We start from the raw sequence: 19,604 nt of genomic DNA on the forward strand, positions 1-19,604 counted from the left end.
AGAGCAGTGATGAACCCAGTGCTCAGACTCACCGGCGTGTCGAAGCGTTACGGCGCGCTGCAGGTGACCGACGACATCAGCTTCGCGGTGGAACGCGGCGAAACCTACGGCATCCTCGGCCCGAACGGCGCCGGCAAGACCACGCTGTTCAACCTCGTCAGCGGCGACGTGCGGCCCGATCAGGGCAGCGTCGAATTCGACGGGGCGGATGTGAACCACTTGCCGCCGCATCGCCGTTGCGCGGCGGGGATCGGCCGGTCGTATCAGGTGCCGCGGCCGTTCGGCGGCATGACGGTGTTCGAGAACCTGCTGGTCGGCGCCACCTTCGGCGGCGAACTGACCGGCCACGCGGCGTACGACGTCTGCGTCGACGTGCTCGAACGCACCGGCCTCAAAGCCCGCGCCAACCAGTTGGCCGGCACGCTGGGGCTGCTGGACCGCAAACGGCTCGAACTGGCTCGCGCGCTCGCGACGCAGCCGCAACTGCTGCTGCTCGACGAGATCGCCGGCGGCCTCACCGAACCCGAAACGCACGCGCTCGTCGACGAGATTCGCCGCGTCAAGGAGCGTGGCGTGACGATCGTGTGGATCGAACATGTCGTGCATGCGCTGCTCGCGGTGGCCGACCGTCTGCTGGTCATCAACTTCGGCAAGCGGCTCGCGGAGGGCTTGCCCGCCGCCGTGATGGACGACCCCGACGTGCGGCGCGTGTATCTCGGACTGGAGGCTTGACCATGTCGGCACTATTGGAGACTCGCGCGCTGAGCGCGTTTTACGGCGACTTTCAGGCGCTATTCGGCATTGACGTGACGGTGGCGCCGGGCGAAGTGATCGCGCTGATCGGGTCGAACGGCGCGGGTAAATCGACCTTTCTGAAATCGGTGGCGGGCCTGCTGCGCCCACGCACCGCCGAGCAGATTCTGTATCGCGGGGAGCCAGTGGGCGGTGCGGCGGCAGCGAGCATCGTGGGCAAGGGCATTGCGCTGGTGCCGGAAGGGCGGCGTCTGTTCGCGAGCCTGACCGTCGAAGAGAATCTGCAACTCGGCGCCTTCAGCAAGCGGCCGGGGCGCTGGAACCTGCAAAGCGTCTATGCGCTGTTTCCCGCGTTACAGGCGCGCCGTCATCACGCGGCCACCGCGTTATCGGGCGGTCAGCAACAGATGGTGGCGATCGGCCGCGCGCTGATGAGCAACCCCGATCTGCTGATGTGCGACGAACTTTCGCTCGGCCTCGCGCCGGTGATCGTCCGCGAAATCTACGCGGCGCTGCCCGACATCGTTTCGCATGGCATGAGCGCGATCGTCGTCGAGCAGGACGTGCAATTGGCGCGCCGCGTGTCGTCGCGTTTCTATTGCCTGCAGGAAGGGCGCGTGTCGTTGACGGGCGTGTCGGCAGAAGTGTCGGACGAGGCGATCACGCAGGCATATTTCGGAGTGTCGGCATGAACACGTTCATCAATATCGTCGTGCAGGGCGTGCTGTTGGGCGCGCTTTACGGCCTCTTCGCGATGGGCCAGTCGCTGGTGTTCGGCGTGATGCGGCTCACCAATACCGCGCACGGCGACTTCATCGTGCTGCTGGTGTTCGTGCTGTTCGCCTTGACGAGCTTCGCCCATCTGCCGCTCGCCGTCGCGCTCGTGCTGTTGCTCGTGATCGCGTTCGGTGCGGGGTATGCCGTGCAGTTCGCGCTTCTGAACCGCGTCAGCAGCCGCGATCCGCTGCCGTCGCTGATCGTCACGTTCGGCCTGTCGATCGTGATCCAGAACGTGCTGCAGCAGATGTTCTCCGCGGATCCGCGTTCCATCGCCACCGGCAGCTTCGAATCGCGGAGCATCACGCTCGCGGGGGGCATCACGCTCGGCTATCTGCCGCTCGTCACGCTGGCGGCGACGGTGGCGCTCGCCTTCGCGATGCAGTGGCTGTTCGGCCGAACGCCGCTCGGCCGCGCGTTTCGCGCCACCTCTGACGATCGCGAGATCGTGCAACTGATGGGTGTCTCGTACCGCCGTACCTATGCGCTCGCGATGGGCATCGCCTTCGTGCTGATCGCGGTAGCCGCGGCGCTTTACTCGATGCGCACGGCGGTGTCGCCGACCGACGGCCCGGCGCTGCTGCTGTATGCGTTCGAGGCGGTGATCATCGGCGGAATGGGGTCGTTCTGGGGCACCTTCGTCGGCGGCATGGCGCTCGGCATTGCGCAGCAGGTGGGCTTTTACTTCGACCCCGGCTGGGGCATCTGGCTCGGCCACGTGGTGTTTCTCGGCGTGCTGGTGGCGCGGCCGCAGGGCTTGCTGCCCAAAACCGCATAGAGGCTTCGACATGACCATGCAATTGAACCAGCCCGCAGCGGGCTTCGAAGTGCGGCGCGCGACGCGTGCGAGCCGCGTGGCGGTGATCGTGCTGCTGATCGTCGCGTTGGCGGTGGCGAGCGCGCCGTGGTGGGCAGGACGCGATGCCATGCGCGACTTCGTGCAACTGGCGTCCTACCTGGTATTCGCGTTGATGTGGAACCTGCTGGCGGGTTATGGCGGGATGGTGTCGATCGGCCAGCAGGCATTCTTCGGCATCGGCGGCTACGGCATGCTGATTCTCGCCAACTATTGCGGCATCTCGCCGTTCATCGCGGTGCCGATTGCGGCGGTGATTGCGACGGTCGTGGCGATTCCTGTGTCGATGGTGGCGTTCCGGCTCGAAGGCGGCTACTTCGCGATCGGCACCTGGGTGATCGCCGAAGTGTTCCGGTTGACGGTGGCGAACGTCTCGGTGCTCGGCGGTGGTTCCGGCACGAGCCTCACCGCATTGCAGGAGGTGCCGCGCGCGCTGCGCGAATCGCTGACGCTGTGGCTGGCGCTTGCCATCGTCGCGGCGGCGATCGGACTGCTGTATCTGTTTCTGCGCTCGAAAGCCGGTCTCGCGTTGACCGCGATGCGCGACAACGCGGTGGCGGCCAGCAGCCAGGGTGTCGACGTGAAGCGCGCGCGCCTGATCGTCTATCTGGTGTCGGCGTGCGGCACCGCGCTGGCGGGCGGCCTGTACTTCGTCGGCAATCTGCGCATTTCGCCCGACGCCGCGTTCTCGGTGAACTGGAGCGCGTTCGGTATTTTCATCGTGATGATCGGCGGCCTCGGCACGCTTGAAGGGCCGATTGTCGGCGCGCTGATTTTCTTCCTGTTGAACCAGTTCCTGTCCGATTTCGGTACCTGGTATCTGATCGGCCTGGGTGCGCTCGCGATCGTCGTGACGATGTTCTTTCCGCAAGGACTGTGGGGCTTCGTCTCGCACCGCTATGGCCCGCAACTGTTCCCCGTGGGCCGGCGCGTCGTATTCCGCGACGCCGGTCCGTCTCAACAACGCTCGCCGGACGGCGCGTCCGATTCGCTCGACGCGGGCTCGGCGGCACACCGTGCATGAGGCCAGGCATGAACGATAAAACCATCCACCCGTTGACACAGAACGTGCTCGATACGTTTGCCGATTGCACCGATCCGCGCCTCAAGCAGATCATGACCGCGTTGGTCACCCACCTGCATGCATTCGCCAGCGAAGTCGAACTGACCGGCGACGAATGGCGCCGTGGCATCGAATTCCTGACGGCCACCGGCAAGATGTGCAACGGCATCCGCCAGGAATTCATTCTGCTGTCGGACACGCTCGGCCTGTCGATCATGATCGATGCGATCAATCACGGGCGCGGCAGCGTCACCACCGAGAGCAGCCTGCTCGGCCCGTTCTACCGCGAAGGCGCCAAGGAAGAAGAATTCGGCGCCAACATCGCCCGCACGGAAGGCGAGCCGACGCTGATTCATGGCCGCCTCGTCGACGAAGGCGGCGCGCCGGTGGCCGGTGCCTTGATCGAGGTGTGGGAAACGGCGAACAACGGCATGTATGAAGGCCAGGATCCCGATCAGCCCGAGAGCAACCTGCGCGGTAAATTCCGCTCGGGGCCTAACGGCGAATACGCATTCAGGACCATCAAGCCGACTAGCTATCCCATTCCTACCGACGGCCCGGTCGGACAGATGCTGATGGCGACCGGCCGTCATCCGATGCGGCCTGCCCACATCCATTTCCTGATCGTCGCGCCCGGCTACGAGACGCTGACCACCGCGCTTTATTCCGAGGGCGATCCCTATGTTCACTCCGATGCGGTGTTCGGCTCGAAGCCGTCGCTCGTGATCGACTACGTGCCGAATCACGACGCGGCCGCTGCCAAAGAGTGGGCGCTGCCGAGCCCGTTCTTCGAAGTGCAGCGCGACTTCGTGCTGTCCGCGCGGCAGGCATGAGGAGGCGAGGCGATGAACGCGGCGAATCCCGAACCTCATCAAGGCTTTCTCTGCGCGCTTGACGACATTCCCGATGGCGGCGCGCTTGAAATTCCCGCTGATCGTGCCGGCGCACCAGGCGTCATGATTCTGCGCCGTGGCGATGAAGCGTGGGCGTACCGCAATGTGTGCCCGCACTTCTCGATTCCCCTGAACTACGAACCGAACACGTTCTGGGCCTACGACGCCGAATTGCTGATGTGCGCGCATCACAGCGCGATGTTCCGCTTCGAAGACGGCGTGTGTGTCGATGGACCGTGCGAGGGCGCGTCGCTCACGCCGGTCGAGATCCGCATCGAACAGCGACAGATATTCAACAACGACTGGAGGAGACAGCTATGAAAGGGACCAAGCCGAAGCGCCTGGCGATGGCAGGGTGCACGTTCGCATGCATCGCGCCGGGTATCGTGCCAAATATAGCCTGCGCGCAAAGCAGTGTGACGCTGCAAGGCGTGATCGATGCGGGCGTCACGTATGTGAACAACCAGCATGGCGGCGCCGCGACGCTGTTCGACAGCGGCGTGCTCTCGCCGGACCTGCTGACGTTCAAAGGCAGCGAAGATCTGGGCGGCGGCAACAAGGCGATTTTCGAACTCACGTCGCAGTTCGATCTGGGCAGCGGCGCGACGATTCCGGGCGCCGGGCAGATTTTCAACCGCACGGCGCTGGTCGGTCTCACCAATGACCGCTTCGGCTCGCTCACCTTCGGCACCCAGTACGACTTCATGTTCGAGACGTTGACGCTCGGCCTGTATGACGGCGCGTTCCTGTTCGGCGGCATCTACGATTTTCGCCAGGGGCCGTTTACCGCGCTGGGTGTGCCGAACAATCCGACCGGTTCATTCGATTTCGACCGCATGGCGGGCGCGACACGCGTAGGGAACTCGGTCAAATATCGCAGCCCCGATATCGCGGGGTTCACGGTCGGTGCGCTCTATGGATTCGGTGGCGTACCCGGCTCGTTCTCGTCGGACTCGACAATGAGCTTCGGCGCGAACTATGCGAACGGTCCGTTGGGCATCGGCGCGGCATATGTCGAGGTGAAGTATCCGCAATTGGGCGACGGTCACGACGGCATCCGCAATTTCGGTTTCGGCGCGCACTACAACTTCGGCAGCGTGCTGGGGATGTTGCTCTACACCAACACGAAAAATACGGCGAGTGGTGCGAAGATCGACGTCTACAAAGGCGGCGCGTCGTGGACGATCTCCGGCCCGTGGACACTCGGTCTCGACTACGCGTACATGAAGGGCAACGACGTGCTGCTGAACAACAAGGCGCAACAGGTCACCACCGCGTTGCAGTACAGCTTTTCGAAACGCACCACCGCGTATGTCGAAGCGATCTATCAGCGCGCGAGTGGCGACGCGGCTGTGACGCGGGCATGGATCAACGGTTTGCTGCAACCGGACGGCGCGGCGAGCAACCGCTCGCAGACGCTTGCTCGCGTCGGTTTGCGTACCAGCTTCTGACGGTCTGGGCTTGCGCGGCCCAATCCAAGGGTCGTCCGAATTTCGAAAGTGGTTGTCAGGCGTACCATCCGGGAAACGATACTCTTATCGAGGGTCTCACTGACCCGGTCGTTACGGCGTCGCTCGCACGGCGTGACGGTCGGTATTCCATTCATGCGTAGGCGTTGAAATGACGGCACAGTCTCTGGAAGGGAAGGTCTGCGTGATACTCGGCGGGTCCGGTGGTATTGGCAGCGCGACGGCGCGGCGCCTGGCGGCACTGGGCCCGCGCATCGTCGTGACCAGTCATGCGGATTTGCAGAAGGCGCAAGGAGTTGTCGACTCGCTGCCGGGGAGCGGCCATCTCGCCGCGGCGGTTTCGATCACCGACAGTAGCGCGCTCAACGATCTGGCCGTGAAAGTGCAAGCCGAATATGGGCGCACGGATGTGCTGGTCAATACGGCCGGCATCACGCAGGCCGTGCCGCACGCGAATCTCGATGCACTCACGGACGAGCTGATCGACCAGATATTTGCCGTGAACTGGCGGGCGCAGTTTGCGGCGATCCGCGCTTTCCGTGCGCTACTCGAGTCAAGCGGCGACGGCTTGGTGATCAACGTCTCGTCCATCTCGGGGACCACGGGGCAGGGCAGCAATATCGCCTATTGCGCCGCCAAAGCGGGGCTCGACGTGATGGCGGCTTCGTTGGGCCGCGCGCTGGCGCCGCGCATTCGGGTTTTGAACGTTTCTCCGGGAGCCGTCGATACGACTTTCGTGCCGGGGCGCGGCGCCGACTTCAATGACAAAGTCGCGGCGACGACACCGCTTCGCCGCATCGGCACGCCGGACGATGTGGCATCGGCAATCGAGGCGTGCGCGACGCATCTGACGTTCAGCACGGGCGTGACCATAGTCGTCGACGGTGGGCGGCGTCTGAATTGAGCCGGCTGGTCGAGAGGAGCGTTGCGACACTCGCGCAGAAACTTCACATGGGTTCTATATATCGGCGCGCGTCGTCGCTCGACAATACGCCGCGGTCCATGCGATTCGCGGCGCTGGCCGCGTAGACGTTCTTGCGAGCGTGTGTGATGCCCAGCGGTTCGAAGCCGTTGGCCGGGTTGAATGCCATCTGGTTGATGCGCGCTTCGTCGTCGGCGGAGGGCAGTGTCGCGATCTCCAGCACGCCTATCGCAATCGGCGTCTCCGCCCATGCGACCGATGCGTCGTTGACCGGCGTGCTTTCCTCATCCACGAAGAACTGCACGCAGAGTTGCCATTTGAGCGGACCGGTTTTCAGGCGATTCAGCAGGTCTTCGCGCAGATAGTCGTCGCCGTGGCGATCGCCGTTTGTCCCTTGCACGGTTGTATCTTCGGGTTGAAGCGAGTACTTGATGGCCGCGGCGCCCAGCTTGACGACCGAACCCCAGAACCGCTCGGTCGTGAGACTTTCGACGGAGCGCAGGGTCGTCTCCTTTGCCAGGATCGCGACGATGCGGGCTGTCTCGACGGGGCCGAGTTTGCCGCTCAACACTTCCATCGACGCCTGCTCCAGTGCCCCAAGCGCGCCTCTAGCGATCTGGGCGACGAGGATATCGGCGAAGTCCATGAACTGCACGGCATTTCTCGCATGCGAGCGGCCGCCCTCGTTGGTCATGAGGAGATCGGTTTCAATGCCCTGTGCGGTGAAGAACTTGATGGCGACACCGCGAACGTCGGCGGCTTGGTCGGAGAAAGGACAGGGCTGTCCGTTAGAAAAGCGGCAGGCGACCCGATAGCAAAGCGACGGTCCCAGTTCGTCCTGTTTCGCAAAAGGGCCATGCTTGAGCGCAGTGGGTATCGTTTCGAAGATCCGCAGCGTGCCGAAGGCGCCGAGCGTTTGCTTCTGATGCTGACCGCGGTCGACGCGTCCGTCCAGATGAGTGTTGCTACTGGCTGCGATCGCCGCCTGCTGCGCCTTGATTTTCTCGACGAGAACGGCGATAACCTCTGCGTCTTCGGGCTGGTCGATCCAGCCTGTGCCGCGTTCTGCTTTGTCGGGGGAGTCGTTGGTCATGCTCGTCCTCCATCAAGGTTCGCCGCGATGGAAATGCGTCCAGGCCTGCGCTGAGGTGGCATTCGTGTTGCTGCCTCAGCGCATGGATCTGAACTACATCGTAGACTACCGCGCAATCGAACGCATGACCGCTTCAGCATCTGGCGCGCGAGATCGCGGTGACATCATGATCACCACGATTGAACGAGCGGCGGTTCCCCCGTTTAGTGCATGCCCGACGGGTTCGGCGGCGGCAATGCCGGATCGAGCTTGGCGGACTCTTTGACGAGCTGTTGCGTCATCGCGGCCGCGACGGCGTTCGAGCCACGATGCGGCTGATCGTCGTGCACAAACGGCGCAGGTTCAGGCGGCGGGAGCGCCGGATCCAGCTTGGCGGATTCCTTGACGAGTTCGTCCGTCGCCGCGGACGAGACCGAATTCGAATCGCGGCGGTGCAGACCGTCACGGCCGCGGCCGGGTTGCACAACGGTGGCTGTTTTTGAATCGGTGGCGGCCAGGACGGTGGCCACCGCGGGCGTTTGCACGGTTTGCGGGTGCGGTTGTGCCGGTTGCCGTGGCAATTGCGCGGCGTGCTCCGTTGACGGTTCGGGCGCGGGCGCGGACGTGATGTGTCCCTGCGCAGCTTGAGCGGGGATTTGTGCGGGGACGCGTGCGGCGGTCTCCGTGCTTGCGGCGGGCGACGACGCGCTGAGAGCGTTGTCGGCGCTCACATGTAACGTGCCGGACTGAACCTTGTCCGAAGCCAGCGCCGCAGAGCCGTCCGTAACGGCCCCGGGATCGCGGGTCGACGGATCACTTTTTGGGGACAGTAGGTAAACGGCGAATGCGACCTCTGCGAGCACCAGACCGACCACCAATGCTTTTCCGATATTCCTCATAATTAGCCAACGGGTACTCAGAGCGATGCGATCGCACATGATAACCAACCGGCCGCTGGCGGTTTGTAACGAGAGGTATGCGGAAGTAACCGGAATACTCGGCGCGGAGCATGCTAGATTTGACTTATCGCGCCATCAACGGAGTTTCTTCCATGGACACTCATTCGATTCTGGGCATGATTCACGCCGAAGAGGCATTACTGGTCTCCATCGTGCGGTCGTTGCCACCCGACGTGCGACGCACAGTGGCTAACGATTTCCACGAGCAGGCTCAACTCGCTGAGACGTCGCATCTGAATCCCACCACCGATCGTGAGGCGAGCATCGCGTTCAAGGCTCACATCAGACGGCTGTCGAACATGCTAGCTTCGCTATCCTGAGGGGATATGGGGCGCTGCCGAGCGTGCATGTCCTACAACAAAATTTTAAACATGGAGCGACACAGCAGCATGCTCAGAATATTCACATCGATCCTCGTATCCACTGCGGTCTTGCCCGCATTCGCGCAACCCAACGACGCGAGCGCCCAGCCAGCCGCAACCTCGAAACCGGCAAGCGCATCGATGGCCGCCGTATTCGCGCCGAGCGGCACCTTGCGCGCGTCGATCAATCTCGGCAACCCCGTGCTGGCCGCGCTCGATCCGGCGACGGGCAAGCCGGTCGGCGTGTCCGTCGATCTCGCCAGCGAATTCGCCAGACGGCTTGGCGTGCCGCTGCAACTGGTCGCGGTCAAGTCGGCGGGCGCCTCGGTCGAGAACGTCAATCAGGACAAGGCCGACATCGGTTTCTTCGCGGTCGATCCGAAGCGTGGACAGGAAATCGCTTTCACGAAACCGTATGTGCTCATAGAAGGCTTTTATCTCGTGCGGGCGGCCTCGCCGATCACCAGCAACGAGCAGGTCGATCAACCCGGCGTAACGGTCGCGGTCGGCAAAGGCAGCGCCTACGATCTGTTTCTGACGCGCGAACTACACCACGCGACAATCGTGCGGATTCCGACTTCGCCCGCGGTCGTGCAGGGGTTCCTCGATCAGCATCTCGACGTGGCCGCCGGCGTCAAGCAACAGCTCGAAAAGGACGCCTCCAAAACTGGCGGAGTGCGCATACTGGACCAGCGCTTCATGGTGATCCGTCAGGCGATGGGCGTACCCAAGGCAAAGGGCGACGACGCGGCCGCATACCTGTCGAAGTTCGTCGAGGACATGAAAGCGTCCGGCTTCGTCACGGCGTCGCTGGCGCGGCATCAGATCACCGGCGCGGTGGTGGCGAAAGACAACGACTAGCACGGCTCAGGGCGACGCGTTCTGTTGCACTGGTTTCCGTGGATCAGTCAATTCGCTAGCGGACCAGCCGCCTCCCAGGTCGCCGATCAACGAAGCCGCATCGAGCAACCGTGTTTGCTGCACGTTCAACGCGGTCTGCTGAAGATTCAACTGCGTTGCCTGCGCCGTCGCGACCGTCGTGAAGTCCACCGTCCCCGCCTGGTATTCATTGCGCGCGATCTCGGTGCCGCGCGTCGCATCGCGTACGGCACGCTCCAGCACCTCGGCTTGCTGCGCGAGGATGCGCAAGCCGGCGAGGTCGTTCTCCACACCCTGGAACGCCGTCAGGACGGTGCTGCGATAATTGGCCACGGCCGCTTCGTAAGACGCTCTTGCCGCGTCGACCTGCGCGCTGCGCTGGCCGCCGTCGAAAAGCGTTTCGCTCGCCTGCCCGCCCAAAGACCACACATAGTTGCTGATGTGCAGCAGGCCGGCCAACGGCGACTGCGTGAAGCCATCCAGCGCGGATAGCGAAATCGTCGGGTAATACGCGGCGACGGCCACGCCGATCGCGGCATTCTGCGCCGCCATCTGACGCTCGGCGGCGGCAATGTCGGGCCGGCGCTCCAGCAGCGTGGACGGCACGCTGACGGGAATGGACGGCAGCGTCGGCAGCGTGGTGTTCGGGGGGATGTCCAGCTCTTCCGGATTCTTGCCGACCAGCACGGCGATCGCATGAACGTTTTGAGCCCGCGCGACGCCCAGCGCAATCAGACTCGATTGCGCCGACTCCAGTTGCGTCTGCGCGGTCACCAGATCGGAAGGCGGCACGGTGCCGGCCTTGTCCTGCTCGGCGACGACGCGCAACGATTGCTCGAACGCATCGACGGTGTGAGTGAGCAAGTCGATATTCGCATCCGTCACGCGCAGGTCGATGACCGCGTTCGCCAGCGCGATCTGTTCGGAGAGCGTGGCGTTCGCGAGCGTCGCCTGACTGGCCTGCGCGGTGGCGGCGCTTTCCTCGATGTTGCGGCGCACGAGGCCCCACAGGTCGGGCGCCCAACTGGCGTTGGCTTCGAGCGAGCCGGCGTTGTTGATGCGCTGGAAGCTGCTCGCGCCCGCGCCGGCCAGTGCGCTGCTGTTGAAGTTGCCGGTCGACGAACGTGCGCGGGTCACCGATCCGGTCACGCCGATGGTCGGGAACAGGGCGCTGCGCGCAAGCCGCACTTCGGCAAGAGCCTCCTGATAGTTCGCATAGTCCTGGCGCACGGTCTGATTCGATACCGACACGAGCGGCTCGAACTCGTTGATGAGCGGGTCGTTGAAGCCCGTCCACCAGTCGCCCTTCGGACGCTCGGCGGCGGGCTGCGCTTCGGTCCAGCCGGGCAGTTCCTTCCATGTGGCGGGCGTGGCGACGGGCGGGCGATGATAGTCGGGGCCGACCATGCAGCCGCCTGTCAACACAGTCGATAAGGCCAGCATCGCGCCGGCCAGTCGGGTGGGGGAGATCGTCTTCATCATGCGCTCGTATCGGGTGCTTCGCCGCGGCGATTCCACGGCAGGCGCGCTGACCATTTCGCGAGTCGCGCGCGCAGCCGGTCGAGGTACAGATAAATCACCGGCGTCGTGTACAACGTGAAAACCTGGCTCACGAGCAGCCCGCCCATGACCGTCACGCCGAGCGGCTGGCGCAGCGACGCGCCCTGGCCGATGCCGATCGCAAGCGGCACCGCGCCCAGCACGGCGGCCGCGGTCGTCATCATGATCGGGCGCAGCCGCACCACCGCGGCCTCGTGAATCGCATCGCGCGCGTTCATGCCGTCGTGGCGCTGTAACTGGATCGCGACATCGACCATCATGATGCCGTTTTTCTTGACGATGCCGATCAGCAGAATGATGCCGATCATCGCGATCACCGAAAAGGGCGTGCCGAAGATCAGCAAGGCGAGTGTCGCGCCGATGCCCGCCGACGGCAGCGTCGACAGAATCGTGAGCGGGTGCACCGTGTTCTCATACAGCACGCCGAGCACGAGATAGACCACCACCAGCGCGGCGAGAATCAGCAAGGGCACGGCGCCCATCGACTGCGCATACGCTTGCGCGGCGCCCGCGAACGCGCCGTGCACCGACGCGGGCATGCCGATGTCGCGCTCGGCCTGCGTGATGAGTTGGCCGGCCTCGCTGAGCGATCCGCCCGCCGGCAGATTGAACGAGATGGTGCCGGCCACGAGGCCGCTCTGGTGGTTCACCTGGGTTGCGGTGTGGCTGTTCGAGAAGGTCATCATCGCGGAGAGCGGGACCATGGTTTCGGCGGCGGTGCTGTCCGCGCTGCCGCTGGAATTGCCGCCCTTGCTGTTCGAGATGCTGTTGGTCTGCTGGTTCGCTTCGGCGTCGGCGTTCAGCGAGTTCGTATTTGCGCTGGTGCTCGACGCGCTGCTGACCGCCGCCGCCTGTTGCACGGCGCTGACGGTGGCACGCGACATCTGCGTCTGCTGTGTGCCGTTCGCGTTGCCGGCGGCCGTGCTGAGGTAGATCTGATTGAGCGCTTGCGGATACTGCCAATAGGCCGGCGCGACTTCCATCACGACGAAGTACTGATTCAGCGGGTTGTAAATGGTCGACACGGTGCGCTGGCCGAAAGCGTCGTACAGCACGTTGTCGATCTGGTTCGGCTGGAATCCGTAACGCGTGGCGGTCGCGCGGCTGAAGTTCACGTAGGTCTGCAAGCCGTTTTGCTGCAGGTCCGAGTTCACGTCCTCCATCTTGCTATGGTATTTACCGAGCTCAGTCACGAGTTTCGGCACCCAGGTGAAGAGTGCGTTGGCATCGTCGCTGGTGAGCGTGTACTGGTATTCGGCAGCGGCCTGGCGTCCGCCGATCTGTAGATCCTGCTGCGCCTGCAGGAAGAGCCGCGCGCCCGAGACGGCGTTGAGCTTCGGCCGCAAGCGGTTGACCACCTCCGTCGCCGACAGATGGCGTTGCGCGAGCGGTTTGAGTTCGATGAACACGTTAGCGGTGTTCAACGCGCGTCCGCCGGTGAAGCCCGCGACCGACGCCACCGCCGGGTCCTGCTTCACGATCGCCTGCAATTGCGCCAGCTTCTTTTCCATCGCGTTGAACGAGACGCTCTGGTCGGCGATGATCTGCCCGATCAGAATGCCGGTGTCCTGCTCCGGGAAGAACGTCGCGGACAGGAAGCGGGCCAGGAACACGTTGAGCACGAGCAGGCCGATCAGCAGCAGGACGACCACGAGTGCGTGGTCGAGCGCCGCCGAGAGCGAGCGGGAATATGCCTGTTTGAAGCGCTCGAACTGCGCCTCGACCCAGCGGGCCCAGCGCGACGGCGAATGCATTGCGCGCTCGCGGCTGAGCAGGTAGGCGCACATGACCGGCGTGATGGTCAGTGAGATCAGCAGCGACAGCAGGATCGCAATCGAGAGCGTGACGGCGAACTCATGAAACAGCAGCCCGACAATGCCGGGCATCAGCAGGATCGGCAGGAACACGGCGATCAGCGAGAGGCTCATCGAGATGACAGTGAAGCCGACCTCGGCGCTGCCGCGCAGCGCGGCTTCCTTCGGATCGAGACCGGCTTCGAGATGACGCACGATGTTCTCCAGCACCACCACGGCATCGTCGACCACGAAGCCGGTGCCGATCGTCAACGCCATCAGCGAGAGGTTGTCGATGCTATAGCCGAGCAGATACATCGGACCGAAGGTGCCGACAATGGAAAGCGGCAGCGCGACCGCCGGAATCAGCGTGGCGCGCGGCGACAGCAGGAACACGAAGACCACGCCCACCACCAGCAGCACCGCGATGAACAGCGTGCGCTCGGTATCGGCCACCGAGGAGCGCACCGACTCCGAGCGGTCGATAGCGACATTCACGTGAATCGTGCTCGGCAACGCGGCTTCAATGATCGGCAGGCGCGCGCGGATCTGCCCGACCGTCTGCACGACGTTGCTGCCCGGCGTCGGATAGACGATCACGAGCACGGCCGACTTGCCGTTGTAGAGGCCGGCATTGCGGATATTCTCGTTCGAGTCGCGCACCTGGGCGACGTCGCGCAGCAACACGGGCGCGCCGTCGCGATAGGCGATCACCACGTCGCGATACGGCGCGGCCTTGCTGATCTGATCGTTCGACGTCACCACGTAGCGCTGCTCGCCCTGGTCGATATGCCCTTTCGCGCTGTTCGCGTTCGCCGCGCCGATCGCCGCGCGCACGTCTTCGAGGCCGATGCCGTAACTGTTCAGCTTGCCCGGCTCCAACTCGACGCGCACCGAGGGCAAGGCGCCGCCGCCGAGCGTGATCTGCCCGACGCCGTCGATCTGCGACAACTGCTGCTGGATCACCGAATCGGCGGAGTCGTAGAGCTGCGCCTTTGTCAGCGTGTCGGAGGTCAGCGCGAGCACCATGATCGGCGCGCCGGCCGGGTTGTACTGGCGATACGTCGGGTTGCTGCGCAGCGTGGTCGGCAGATCGGCGCGCGCGGCCTGGATGGCGGCCTGCACGTCGCGCGCCGCGCCGTTGATATCGCGGTTCAGGCCGAACACGACGATGATCAGCGACGAGCCCACGTAACTGATCGAGGTCAGCTGGCTCACATCGGCGATGGTGGCGAGGCGCCGCTCCAGCGGCTCGGCGACGGTGGCGGCCATGATTTCCGGACTAGCGCCCGCCATGTTCGCCTGCAACGCGATCACCGGAAAGGCGATGTTCGGCAACGGCGCAACCGGCAGGCGGAAATACGCGAGCGCGCCCGAGATCAGGATCGCGACCGCCAGCAGCGCGGTCGCGACCGGGCGCCGGATGAAGAGCGCCGAGATGTTCACGGTGCATTCTCCGGCGGCGCGGCGGCGCCGTCATTCGCGGCGCGGCGCCGGTTCTTCACGCGCTGCGCGGCGCGGTCGAAGAACAGATAGATCACTGGCGTGGTGAAGAGCGTCAGCACCTGGCTGAGCGTGAGTCCGCCGATGATCGCGAGACCGAGCGGCCGGCGCAGTTCCGAGCCGGTGCCGGTGCCGAGCAGCATCGGCAGCGCGCCGAGCATGGCGGCAAGCGTGGTCATCAGGATCGGCCGGAAGCGCAGCAGCGACGCTTCGAAGATCGCTTCACGCGCAGGCTTGCCATGCACGCGCTCCGCCTCGAGCGCGAAGTCGACCATCATGATCGCGTTCTTCTTGACGATGCCGATCAGGAGCACGATGCCGATGATGCCGATCACGTCGAGATCGCTGCCCGCGATCATCAACGCCAGCAGCGCGCCGATGCCGGCCGACGGCAGCGTCGAGAGAATCGTCACCGGGTGGATGTAGCTTTCGTACAGCACGCCGAGCACGATATACACCGCGACCAGCGCGGCGATCAGCAGATACACTTCGCTGGAAAGCGAATCTTCGAACGCCTGGGCCGCGCCCTGGAACGATGTCGTGATCGACGGCGGCAGGTCCACCGCGTGCTCGGCGTCGCGGATCTGCGCCACGGCGGCGCTCAGCGACGCGTCCTGCGCGAGGTTGAACGAGATCGTGACCGCCGGGAACTGCGCGAGGTGGCTGATCAAAAGCGGCGATTGCGTGATGCTGATCTTCGCGATGCCCGACAGTGGCACCTGGCCGGTGCTGCTGGTCTGGCTCGGCAAGTACAGATTGCCGATCGATTGCACGGTGGGTATCGTCTCCGGCTTTGCCACGAGAATCACGCGGTACTGATCGGACTGCTGGAAGATGGTCGAGACGATGCGCTGGCCGAGCGCGTCGTACAGCGCGTTGTCGATCGTGGCCGCCGTGATGCCGTAGCGCGCGGCAAGCTGCCGGTTCACTTCGACGTTCACGCTCAGGCCGTTGGTGTTCAGATCGCTCGTGACGTCCGTGATGGCGGGAATCTGCTTCATGCGCGCAATCAACGCGGGCACGTACTGATCGAACGCCTGCTGGTTCGGCCCGCGCAGCACGAAGTTGTACTGGTTGCGCGAGATCGACGTGTCGAGCGTCAGATCCTGCTCGGGTTGTAGATAAAGGCGGATGCCGGGCACGTCGGCGACTTCCTGCTGGATGCGGCGGCCTATTTCTTCGGCCGTGAGCGAGCGGTCGTCGCGCGGGCGCAGATTGATCAGGAAGCGGCCGTTGTTCAGCGTCGGATTGGTGCCGTCGATGCCGACGTACGAGGTCAGCGACACCACGTCGGGATCCTTCAGAATCGCGTCGGCGAGCGCGCTCTGACGCCGGACCATGGCTCTGTACGAAACCGAGTTGTCGGCCACGCTGATGCCCTGGATCACGCCGACGTCCTGCACCGGGAATAGTCCTTTCGGAATCACGATGTACAGGATCGCCGTGAGCGCGACGGTAATGAGCGCGACCACCAGCGTCAGCGTCTGGTGATCGAGCACCCAGCGCAGGCCGCGTTCATACGCGGCGAGCGTCTTGTCGAACAGGCCCTCGCTGAACCGCTCGAAGCGGCTCGGATGGCGTTGCGCCTGCGCGCGCAACAGACGCGCGCACATCATCGGCACGACGGTCAGCGAGACCACCGCCGAAATCACGATCGTCACCGCGAGCGTGATCGCGAATTCGCTGAAGAGCCGGCCGATCACGCCGCCCATGAACAGGAGCGGGATCAGCACGGCGATCAGCGAGACCGTCAGCGAGAGGATCGTGAAGCCGATCTGCCCGGCGCCTTCGAGCGCGGCTTCGAGCGGCGTCTTGCCTTCCTCCAGATAGCGCACGATGTTCTCGATCATCACGATCGAGTCGTCGACGACGAAGCCCGTCGCGATGATCAGCGCCATCAGCGAGAGGTTGTCGATCGAATAGTTGAGCTGGTACATCACGGCGAGCGTGCCGATCAGCGAGACCGGCACGGAGATGCTCGGAATGATGGTGGCGGGCACGTTGCGCAGGAACACGAAAATCACCAGCACGACCAGCACGACGGCGAGCACGAGTTCGAACGCGGCGTCCGAGACCGACGAGCGGATCACGCCGGTGGTGTTCGCCACCACCGTGACCTGCAGGCCGGCGGGCAGCGTCGATTCGAGCGCCGGCAGCTGCTTCATGATCTGGTTGACGGTGGCGATCACGTTCGCGCCCGGCTGACGCTGCACGTTCAGCACGATGGCCGGCGTGCGGCCGTACCACGCGCCGCGTCCCACGTCCTGCGCGGCCTGGCTCACGCGCGCGACATCGCGCAGATACACGGGCGCGCCGTTCTGATACGCGATCACGGTGGCCAGATAGTCCTGCGGGTCGACGATCTGGTCGTTCGCGTTGATCGTGTAGTCGAGCTCTGGCCCGTCGAAATTGCCTTTCGGCTGGCTGACGTTGACGTTCGCGAGCAAGGTGCGCAGATCGTCGAGATTCAGGCCGTAGGCCGCGAGTTTTTGCGGGTCCGCTTCGACGCGCACGGCCGGCACGTTGCCGCCTGCCGTCGTCACGAGACCGACGCCGGGGACCTCGGAAATCTTGGTGGCGAGGCGATTGTTGGCCGTGTCCTGCAACTGCGTCAGCGACATCGACTTCGAGGTGACCGCGAGCGTGAGGATCGGCTGATCGGCCGGGTTGACCTTTGCATAGGTCGGCGGCGCGGGCAGGCCGGTGGGCAGGAAGCTGTTGGCGGCGTTGATCGCCTGCTGCACGTTCTGCTCGGCGATGTCGAGGTTCAGCGAGAGATCGAATTGCAGTGTGATGACCGACGCGCCTTCCGAACTGTAAGACACCATTTGCTGCAAGCCCGGAATCTCGCCGAGCTGGACCTCGAGCGGCGCGGTGACGGTGGTCGCCATCACGTTCGGGCTCGCGCCCGGATAGAAGGTCTGAACCTGGATGGTCGGATAGTCGACGTCGGGCAGCGACGAGACCGGCAGGAAGCGCACCGCGACCAGCCCGACGAGCACGAGCGCGACCATCAGCAGCGACGTCGCTACGGGTCTCAGGATGAACAGGCGGGAGAAGTTCATCGACGGGGCGGCGTGTTATGAGGCCGTGGACGCCGTGTCGGGCGCGGACGCCGGACGTGTGCGCCGCGCGGTGGACGCGGACCCGGGCGCCGCCGGCGTCGCAGCCGAAGCGCCCGCGGCACCCGAAGCCGGCCGCGTCGCGGACGCATTGATCTTCACGCCGTCGCTCAAGCGGTCCATGCCGTCGGTGACGACCACGTTGCCCGCGGCGAGCCCCGAGGTGATCACCGTATGCTGGCCGTCGCCCGGTCCGAGCGTAACCTTGCGCACCGATACCGTGTTGTCGGCGTTGACGAGATACACATAGTCGCCGGGCGCGCCGCTCTGCACCGCGGGTGTCGGCACCAGCACCGCGTTTTGCAGCGTATCGACCAGCAGCTTGACGTTGACGAACTCGTTGGGGAAGAGCGCCTCGTCATCGTTGGGGACGGTTGCGCGCAGCGTGACGGTGCCGGTCGCGGTCGCCATCTGGTTGTTGATCGCGTACAGCGTGCCAGTGGCGATTTGCCGGGAATTGTCGCTGCTGAATACGGCGACAGGTAGCTGCGCGCCGGCGTTGATGCGCTGCAACACCTTGTCGAGCGCGGTTTGCGGCACGGTGAATTCGACGGTGGTCGGCTTCATCGTCGTGATCACCGCAATGCCCGGTTGGCTCGACGCGGTCACGTAGTTGCCCGGATCGACGAGGCGCAGTCCGACCCGCCCCGACACCGGCGCGGTGATATGGCAGTAGAGCAGGTCGAGAACGAATTGCGCGACGTTGGCTTCGTCGGCTTTGACCGCCGCTTCGTCCTGCTGGACGAGAAACTGCTGATCCGCATAGGTCTGCTCGGCGATCGACTTGCGTTCGTTGAGTTGCGTAAAGCGCGCGAGATCGGCGCGCGCCTGGGCGAGCGCCGCTTTGTCCTTGGCGAGTTGCGCCTCGGCTTGCCGCTTGCTGATTTCGTATTGGCGCGAGTCGATCTGCGCGAGGAATTGCCCTTTCTCGACGTCCTGACCTTCGCGATAGCCGACGGCGGTCAGGTAGCCGCTCAGTTGCGGCAGCACGGTCACGGTGGCGACCGGCGTCACGGTGCCCAGTTCGCTCAGCGTCTCCGGCATCGGTCCCGTGGTGGCGGCGGCGACCGTCACGACCTGGGGTGCCACGCCGGGCTTGGGCGCCTTCGAGCGCAACAGATGAAACACCACCAGCGCGATCAGCGCGAGCACCACGAGCGCCAGCACGATACGGCCGCGCCGCGGACGCTTGACCGGGATTGACGACACTTCGCTCATGACGGTCTCCCGCCGGATCCGTGGCACCCGGCGACCGCCGTCGAGGAACGGCCCGGCCAATTGCTGTCGAAGAGCGTCATACGAACTCCCAGGATGGGGCATCGCCGTCGCCGGCGACAGGAATCCAGACAATCACTAGCAGAGTCTATCCGACTGTGGAGCTAGTTCTCACGACAGTACCTTGACGGGCGTTTCGATTTGTTACGGTCGGCCAGGCCGTGGCGCCTTACCGTCTGTCCAGGCGCGAGCGCGAGCATACGGAAAAAAGTAGCGGCGACGCGGGACGTCGTCGGGCACCAGCGAAGCACGCGCGCCGTGCCGACATGTAACCACGTAACTTGGCGCAACAGAACCGTAGCCTGAATGTCGGACTCGCGAACTAGCATCACGGCATTGTCCAGTC

At 64.4% G+C, this 19,604-nt stretch carries 16 protein-coding genes; 10 read left to right on the plus strand and 6 right to left on the minus strand.

The features are described from left to right. Positions 1-9: 9 nt before the first annotated feature. The 8 genes from P0D73_RS16430 to P0D73_RS16465 all read left to right on the plus strand — a co-directional run bounded on the left by P0D73_RS16430 (position 10) and on the right by P0D73_RS16465 (position 6,715). Positions 10-732, plus strand: coding sequence for an ABC transporter ATP-binding protein (locus P0D73_RS16430; RefSeq protein WP_408432057.1), 723 nt, complete (start codon positions 10-12; stop codon positions 730-732). A gap of 2 nt (positions 733-734) precedes the next feature. Next, the gene (locus P0D73_RS16435) at positions 735-1,445 is read left to right on the plus strand and encodes an ABC transporter ATP-binding protein (protein WP_408432059.1); all 711 of its coding nucleotides are present in this window, start codon (positions 735-737) and stop codon (positions 1,443-1,445) included. Then, positions 1,442-2,308 (plus strand): branched-chain amino acid ABC transporter permease, encoded by an 867-nt coding sequence (locus tag P0D73_RS16440; RefSeq protein ID WP_408177173.1) that lies wholly within the window; start codon positions 1,442-1,444, stop codon positions 2,306-2,308. The genes P0D73_RS16435 and P0D73_RS16440 overlap by 4 nt, the downstream gene beginning before the upstream one ends. Before the next feature lie 10 nt (positions 2,309-2,318). Further along, on the plus strand, positions 2,319-3,410 hold the full coding sequence (locus P0D73_RS16445; protein WP_408432062.1) for a branched-chain amino acid ABC transporter permease: 1,092 nt from the start codon (positions 2,319-2,321) through the stop codon (positions 3,408-3,410). A gap of 8 nt (positions 3,411-3,418) precedes the next feature. Next, entirely contained in the window at positions 3,419-4,282 is an 864-nt protein-coding gene (locus tag P0D73_RS16450) for an intradiol ring-cleavage dioxygenase (protein WP_408432064.1), read from the plus strand. Between the two features lie 12 nt (positions 4,283-4,294). Further along, positions 4,295-4,663: a Rieske (2Fe-2S) protein gene (locus P0D73_RS16455; protein ID WP_408432066.1), complete on the plus strand. Its 369-nt coding sequence runs from the start codon at positions 4,295-4,297 to the stop codon at positions 4,661-4,663. Next, positions 4,660-5,793: a porin gene (locus P0D73_RS16460; RefSeq protein ID WP_408317337.1), complete on the plus strand. Its 1,134-nt coding sequence runs from the start codon at positions 4,660-4,662 to the stop codon at positions 5,791-5,793. Before P0D73_RS16455 ends, P0D73_RS16460 begins: the two co-directional genes overlap by 4 nt. A gap of 169 nt (positions 5,794-5,962) precedes the next feature. Then, entirely contained in the window at positions 5,963-6,715 is a 753-nt protein-coding gene (locus P0D73_RS16465; protein ID WP_408432068.1) for an SDR family NAD(P)-dependent oxidoreductase, read from the plus strand. 43 nt (positions 6,716-6,758) lie between these two features. On the opposite strand, the gene P0D73_RS16470 is transcribed toward P0D73_RS16465, so the two are convergent. Both P0D73_RS16470 and P0D73_RS16475 read right to left on the minus strand, forming a co-directional pair. Then, entirely contained in the window at positions 6,759-7,826 is a 1,068-nt protein-coding gene (locus tag P0D73_RS16470) for a catalase family protein (RefSeq protein WP_408432070.1), read from the minus strand. A 203-nt stretch (positions 7,827-8,029) separates the two neighbouring features. Beyond that, positions 8,030-8,536 carry a hypothetical protein gene (locus P0D73_RS16475; RefSeq protein WP_408432072.1) on the minus strand — a complete coding sequence of 169 codons (507 nt, stop codon included), beginning with the start codon at positions 8,534-8,536 and terminating at the stop codon, positions 8,030-8,032. Positions 8,537-8,856: 320 nt separating this feature from the next. Between P0D73_RS16475 and P0D73_RS16480 the strand changes: the two genes are divergently transcribed. Continuing rightward, entirely contained in the window at positions 8,857-9,084 is a 228-nt protein-coding gene (locus tag P0D73_RS16480; RefSeq protein WP_132382627.1) for a hypothetical protein, read from the plus strand. Positions 9,085-9,267: 183 nt separating this feature from the next. Further along, on the plus strand, positions 9,268-9,987 hold the full coding sequence (locus P0D73_RS16485) for an ABC transporter substrate-binding protein (RefSeq protein WP_408432147.1): 720 nt from the start codon (positions 9,268-9,270) through the stop codon (positions 9,985-9,987). 6 nt (positions 9,988-9,993) lie between these two features. Here the strand turns inward: P0D73_RS16485 and P0D73_RS16490 are convergent, their stop codons facing one another. From P0D73_RS16490 to P0D73_RS16505, 4 genes are read right to left on the minus strand one after another with little or no spacing between them, the layout of a single operon-like run. Continuing rightward, positions 9,994-11,487 (minus strand): efflux transporter outer membrane subunit, encoded by a 1,494-nt coding sequence (locus P0D73_RS16490; protein WP_408432074.1) that lies wholly within the window; start codon positions 11,485-11,487, stop codon positions 9,994-9,996. Beyond that, on the minus strand, positions 11,484-14,804 hold the full coding sequence (locus tag P0D73_RS16495) for an efflux RND transporter permease subunit (protein WP_408432076.1): 3,321 nt from the start codon (positions 14,802-14,804) through the stop codon (positions 11,484-11,486). The genes P0D73_RS16490 and P0D73_RS16495 overlap by 4 nt, the downstream gene beginning before the upstream one ends. After that, complete coding sequence (locus tag P0D73_RS16500; RefSeq protein ID WP_408432078.1) at positions 14,801-17,926, minus strand: efflux RND transporter permease subunit; 3,126 nt, start codon at positions 17,924-17,926, stop codon at positions 14,801-14,803. The genes P0D73_RS16495 and P0D73_RS16500 overlap by 4 nt, the downstream gene beginning before the upstream one ends. 15 nt (positions 17,927-17,941) lie before the next feature. Then, positions 17,942-19,201 carry an efflux RND transporter periplasmic adaptor subunit gene (locus P0D73_RS16505; RefSeq protein WP_408432080.1) on the minus strand — a complete coding sequence of 420 codons (1,260 nt, stop codon included), beginning with the start codon at positions 19,199-19,201 and terminating at the stop codon, positions 17,942-17,944. Between the last annotated feature and the right edge of the window lie 403 nt (positions 19,202-19,604).

This window comes from Paraburkholderia sp. RL18-101-BIB-B, assembly GCF_046026985.1.
Taxonomy (GTDB): domain Bacteria; phylum Pseudomonadota; class Gammaproteobacteria; order Burkholderiales; family Burkholderiaceae; genus Paraburkholderia.

Coding starts and splice junctions, on each gene's coding strand:
- P0D73_RS16430 (WP_408432057.1), top strand. CDS start 10: ATGAACCCAGTGCTCAGACTCACCGGCGTGTCGAAGCGTTACGGCGCG.
- P0D73_RS16435 (WP_408432059.1), top strand. CDS start 735: ATGTCGGCACTATTGGAGACTCGCGCGCTGAGCGCGTTTTACGGCGAC.
- P0D73_RS16440 (WP_408177173.1), top strand. CDS start 1,442: ATGAACACGTTCATCAATATCGTCGTGCAGGGCGTGCTGTTGGGCGCG.
- P0D73_RS16445 (WP_408432062.1), top strand. CDS start 2,319: ATGACCATGCAATTGAACCAGCCCGCAGCGGGCTTCGAAGTGCGGCGC.
- P0D73_RS16450 (WP_408432064.1), top strand. CDS start 3,419: ATGAACGATAAAACCATCCACCCGTTGACACAGAACGTGCTCGATACG.
- P0D73_RS16455 (WP_408432066.1), top strand. CDS start 4,295: ATGAACGCGGCGAATCCCGAACCTCATCAAGGCTTTCTCTGCGCGCTT.
- P0D73_RS16460 (WP_408317337.1), top strand. CDS start 4,660: ATGAAAGGGACCAAGCCGAAGCGCCTGGCGATGGCAGGGTGCACGTTC.
- P0D73_RS16465 (WP_408432068.1), top strand. CDS start 5,963: ATGACGGCACAGTCTCTGGAAGGGAAGGTCTGCGTGATACTCGGCGGG.
- P0D73_RS16470 (WP_408432070.1), bottom strand. CDS start 7,826: ATGACCAACGACTCCCCCGACAAAGCAGAACGCGGCACAGGCTGGATC.
- P0D73_RS16480 (WP_132382627.1), top strand. CDS start 8,857: ATGGACACTCATTCGATTCTGGGCATGATTCACGCCGAAGAGGCATTA.
- P0D73_RS16485 (WP_408432147.1), top strand. CDS start 9,268: ATGGCCGCCGTATTCGCGCCGAGCGGCACCTTGCGCGCGTCGATCAAT.
- P0D73_RS16490 (WP_408432074.1), bottom strand. CDS start 11,487: ATGATGAAGACGATCTCCCCCACCCGACTGGCCGGCGCGATGCTGGCC.
- P0D73_RS16500 (WP_408432078.1), bottom strand. CDS start 17,926: ATGAACTTCTCCCGCCTGTTCATCCTGAGACCCGTAGCGACGTCGCTG.
- P0D73_RS16505 (WP_408432080.1), bottom strand. CDS start 19,201: ATGAGCGAAGTGTCGTCAATCCCGGTCAAGCGTCCGCGGCGCGGCCGT.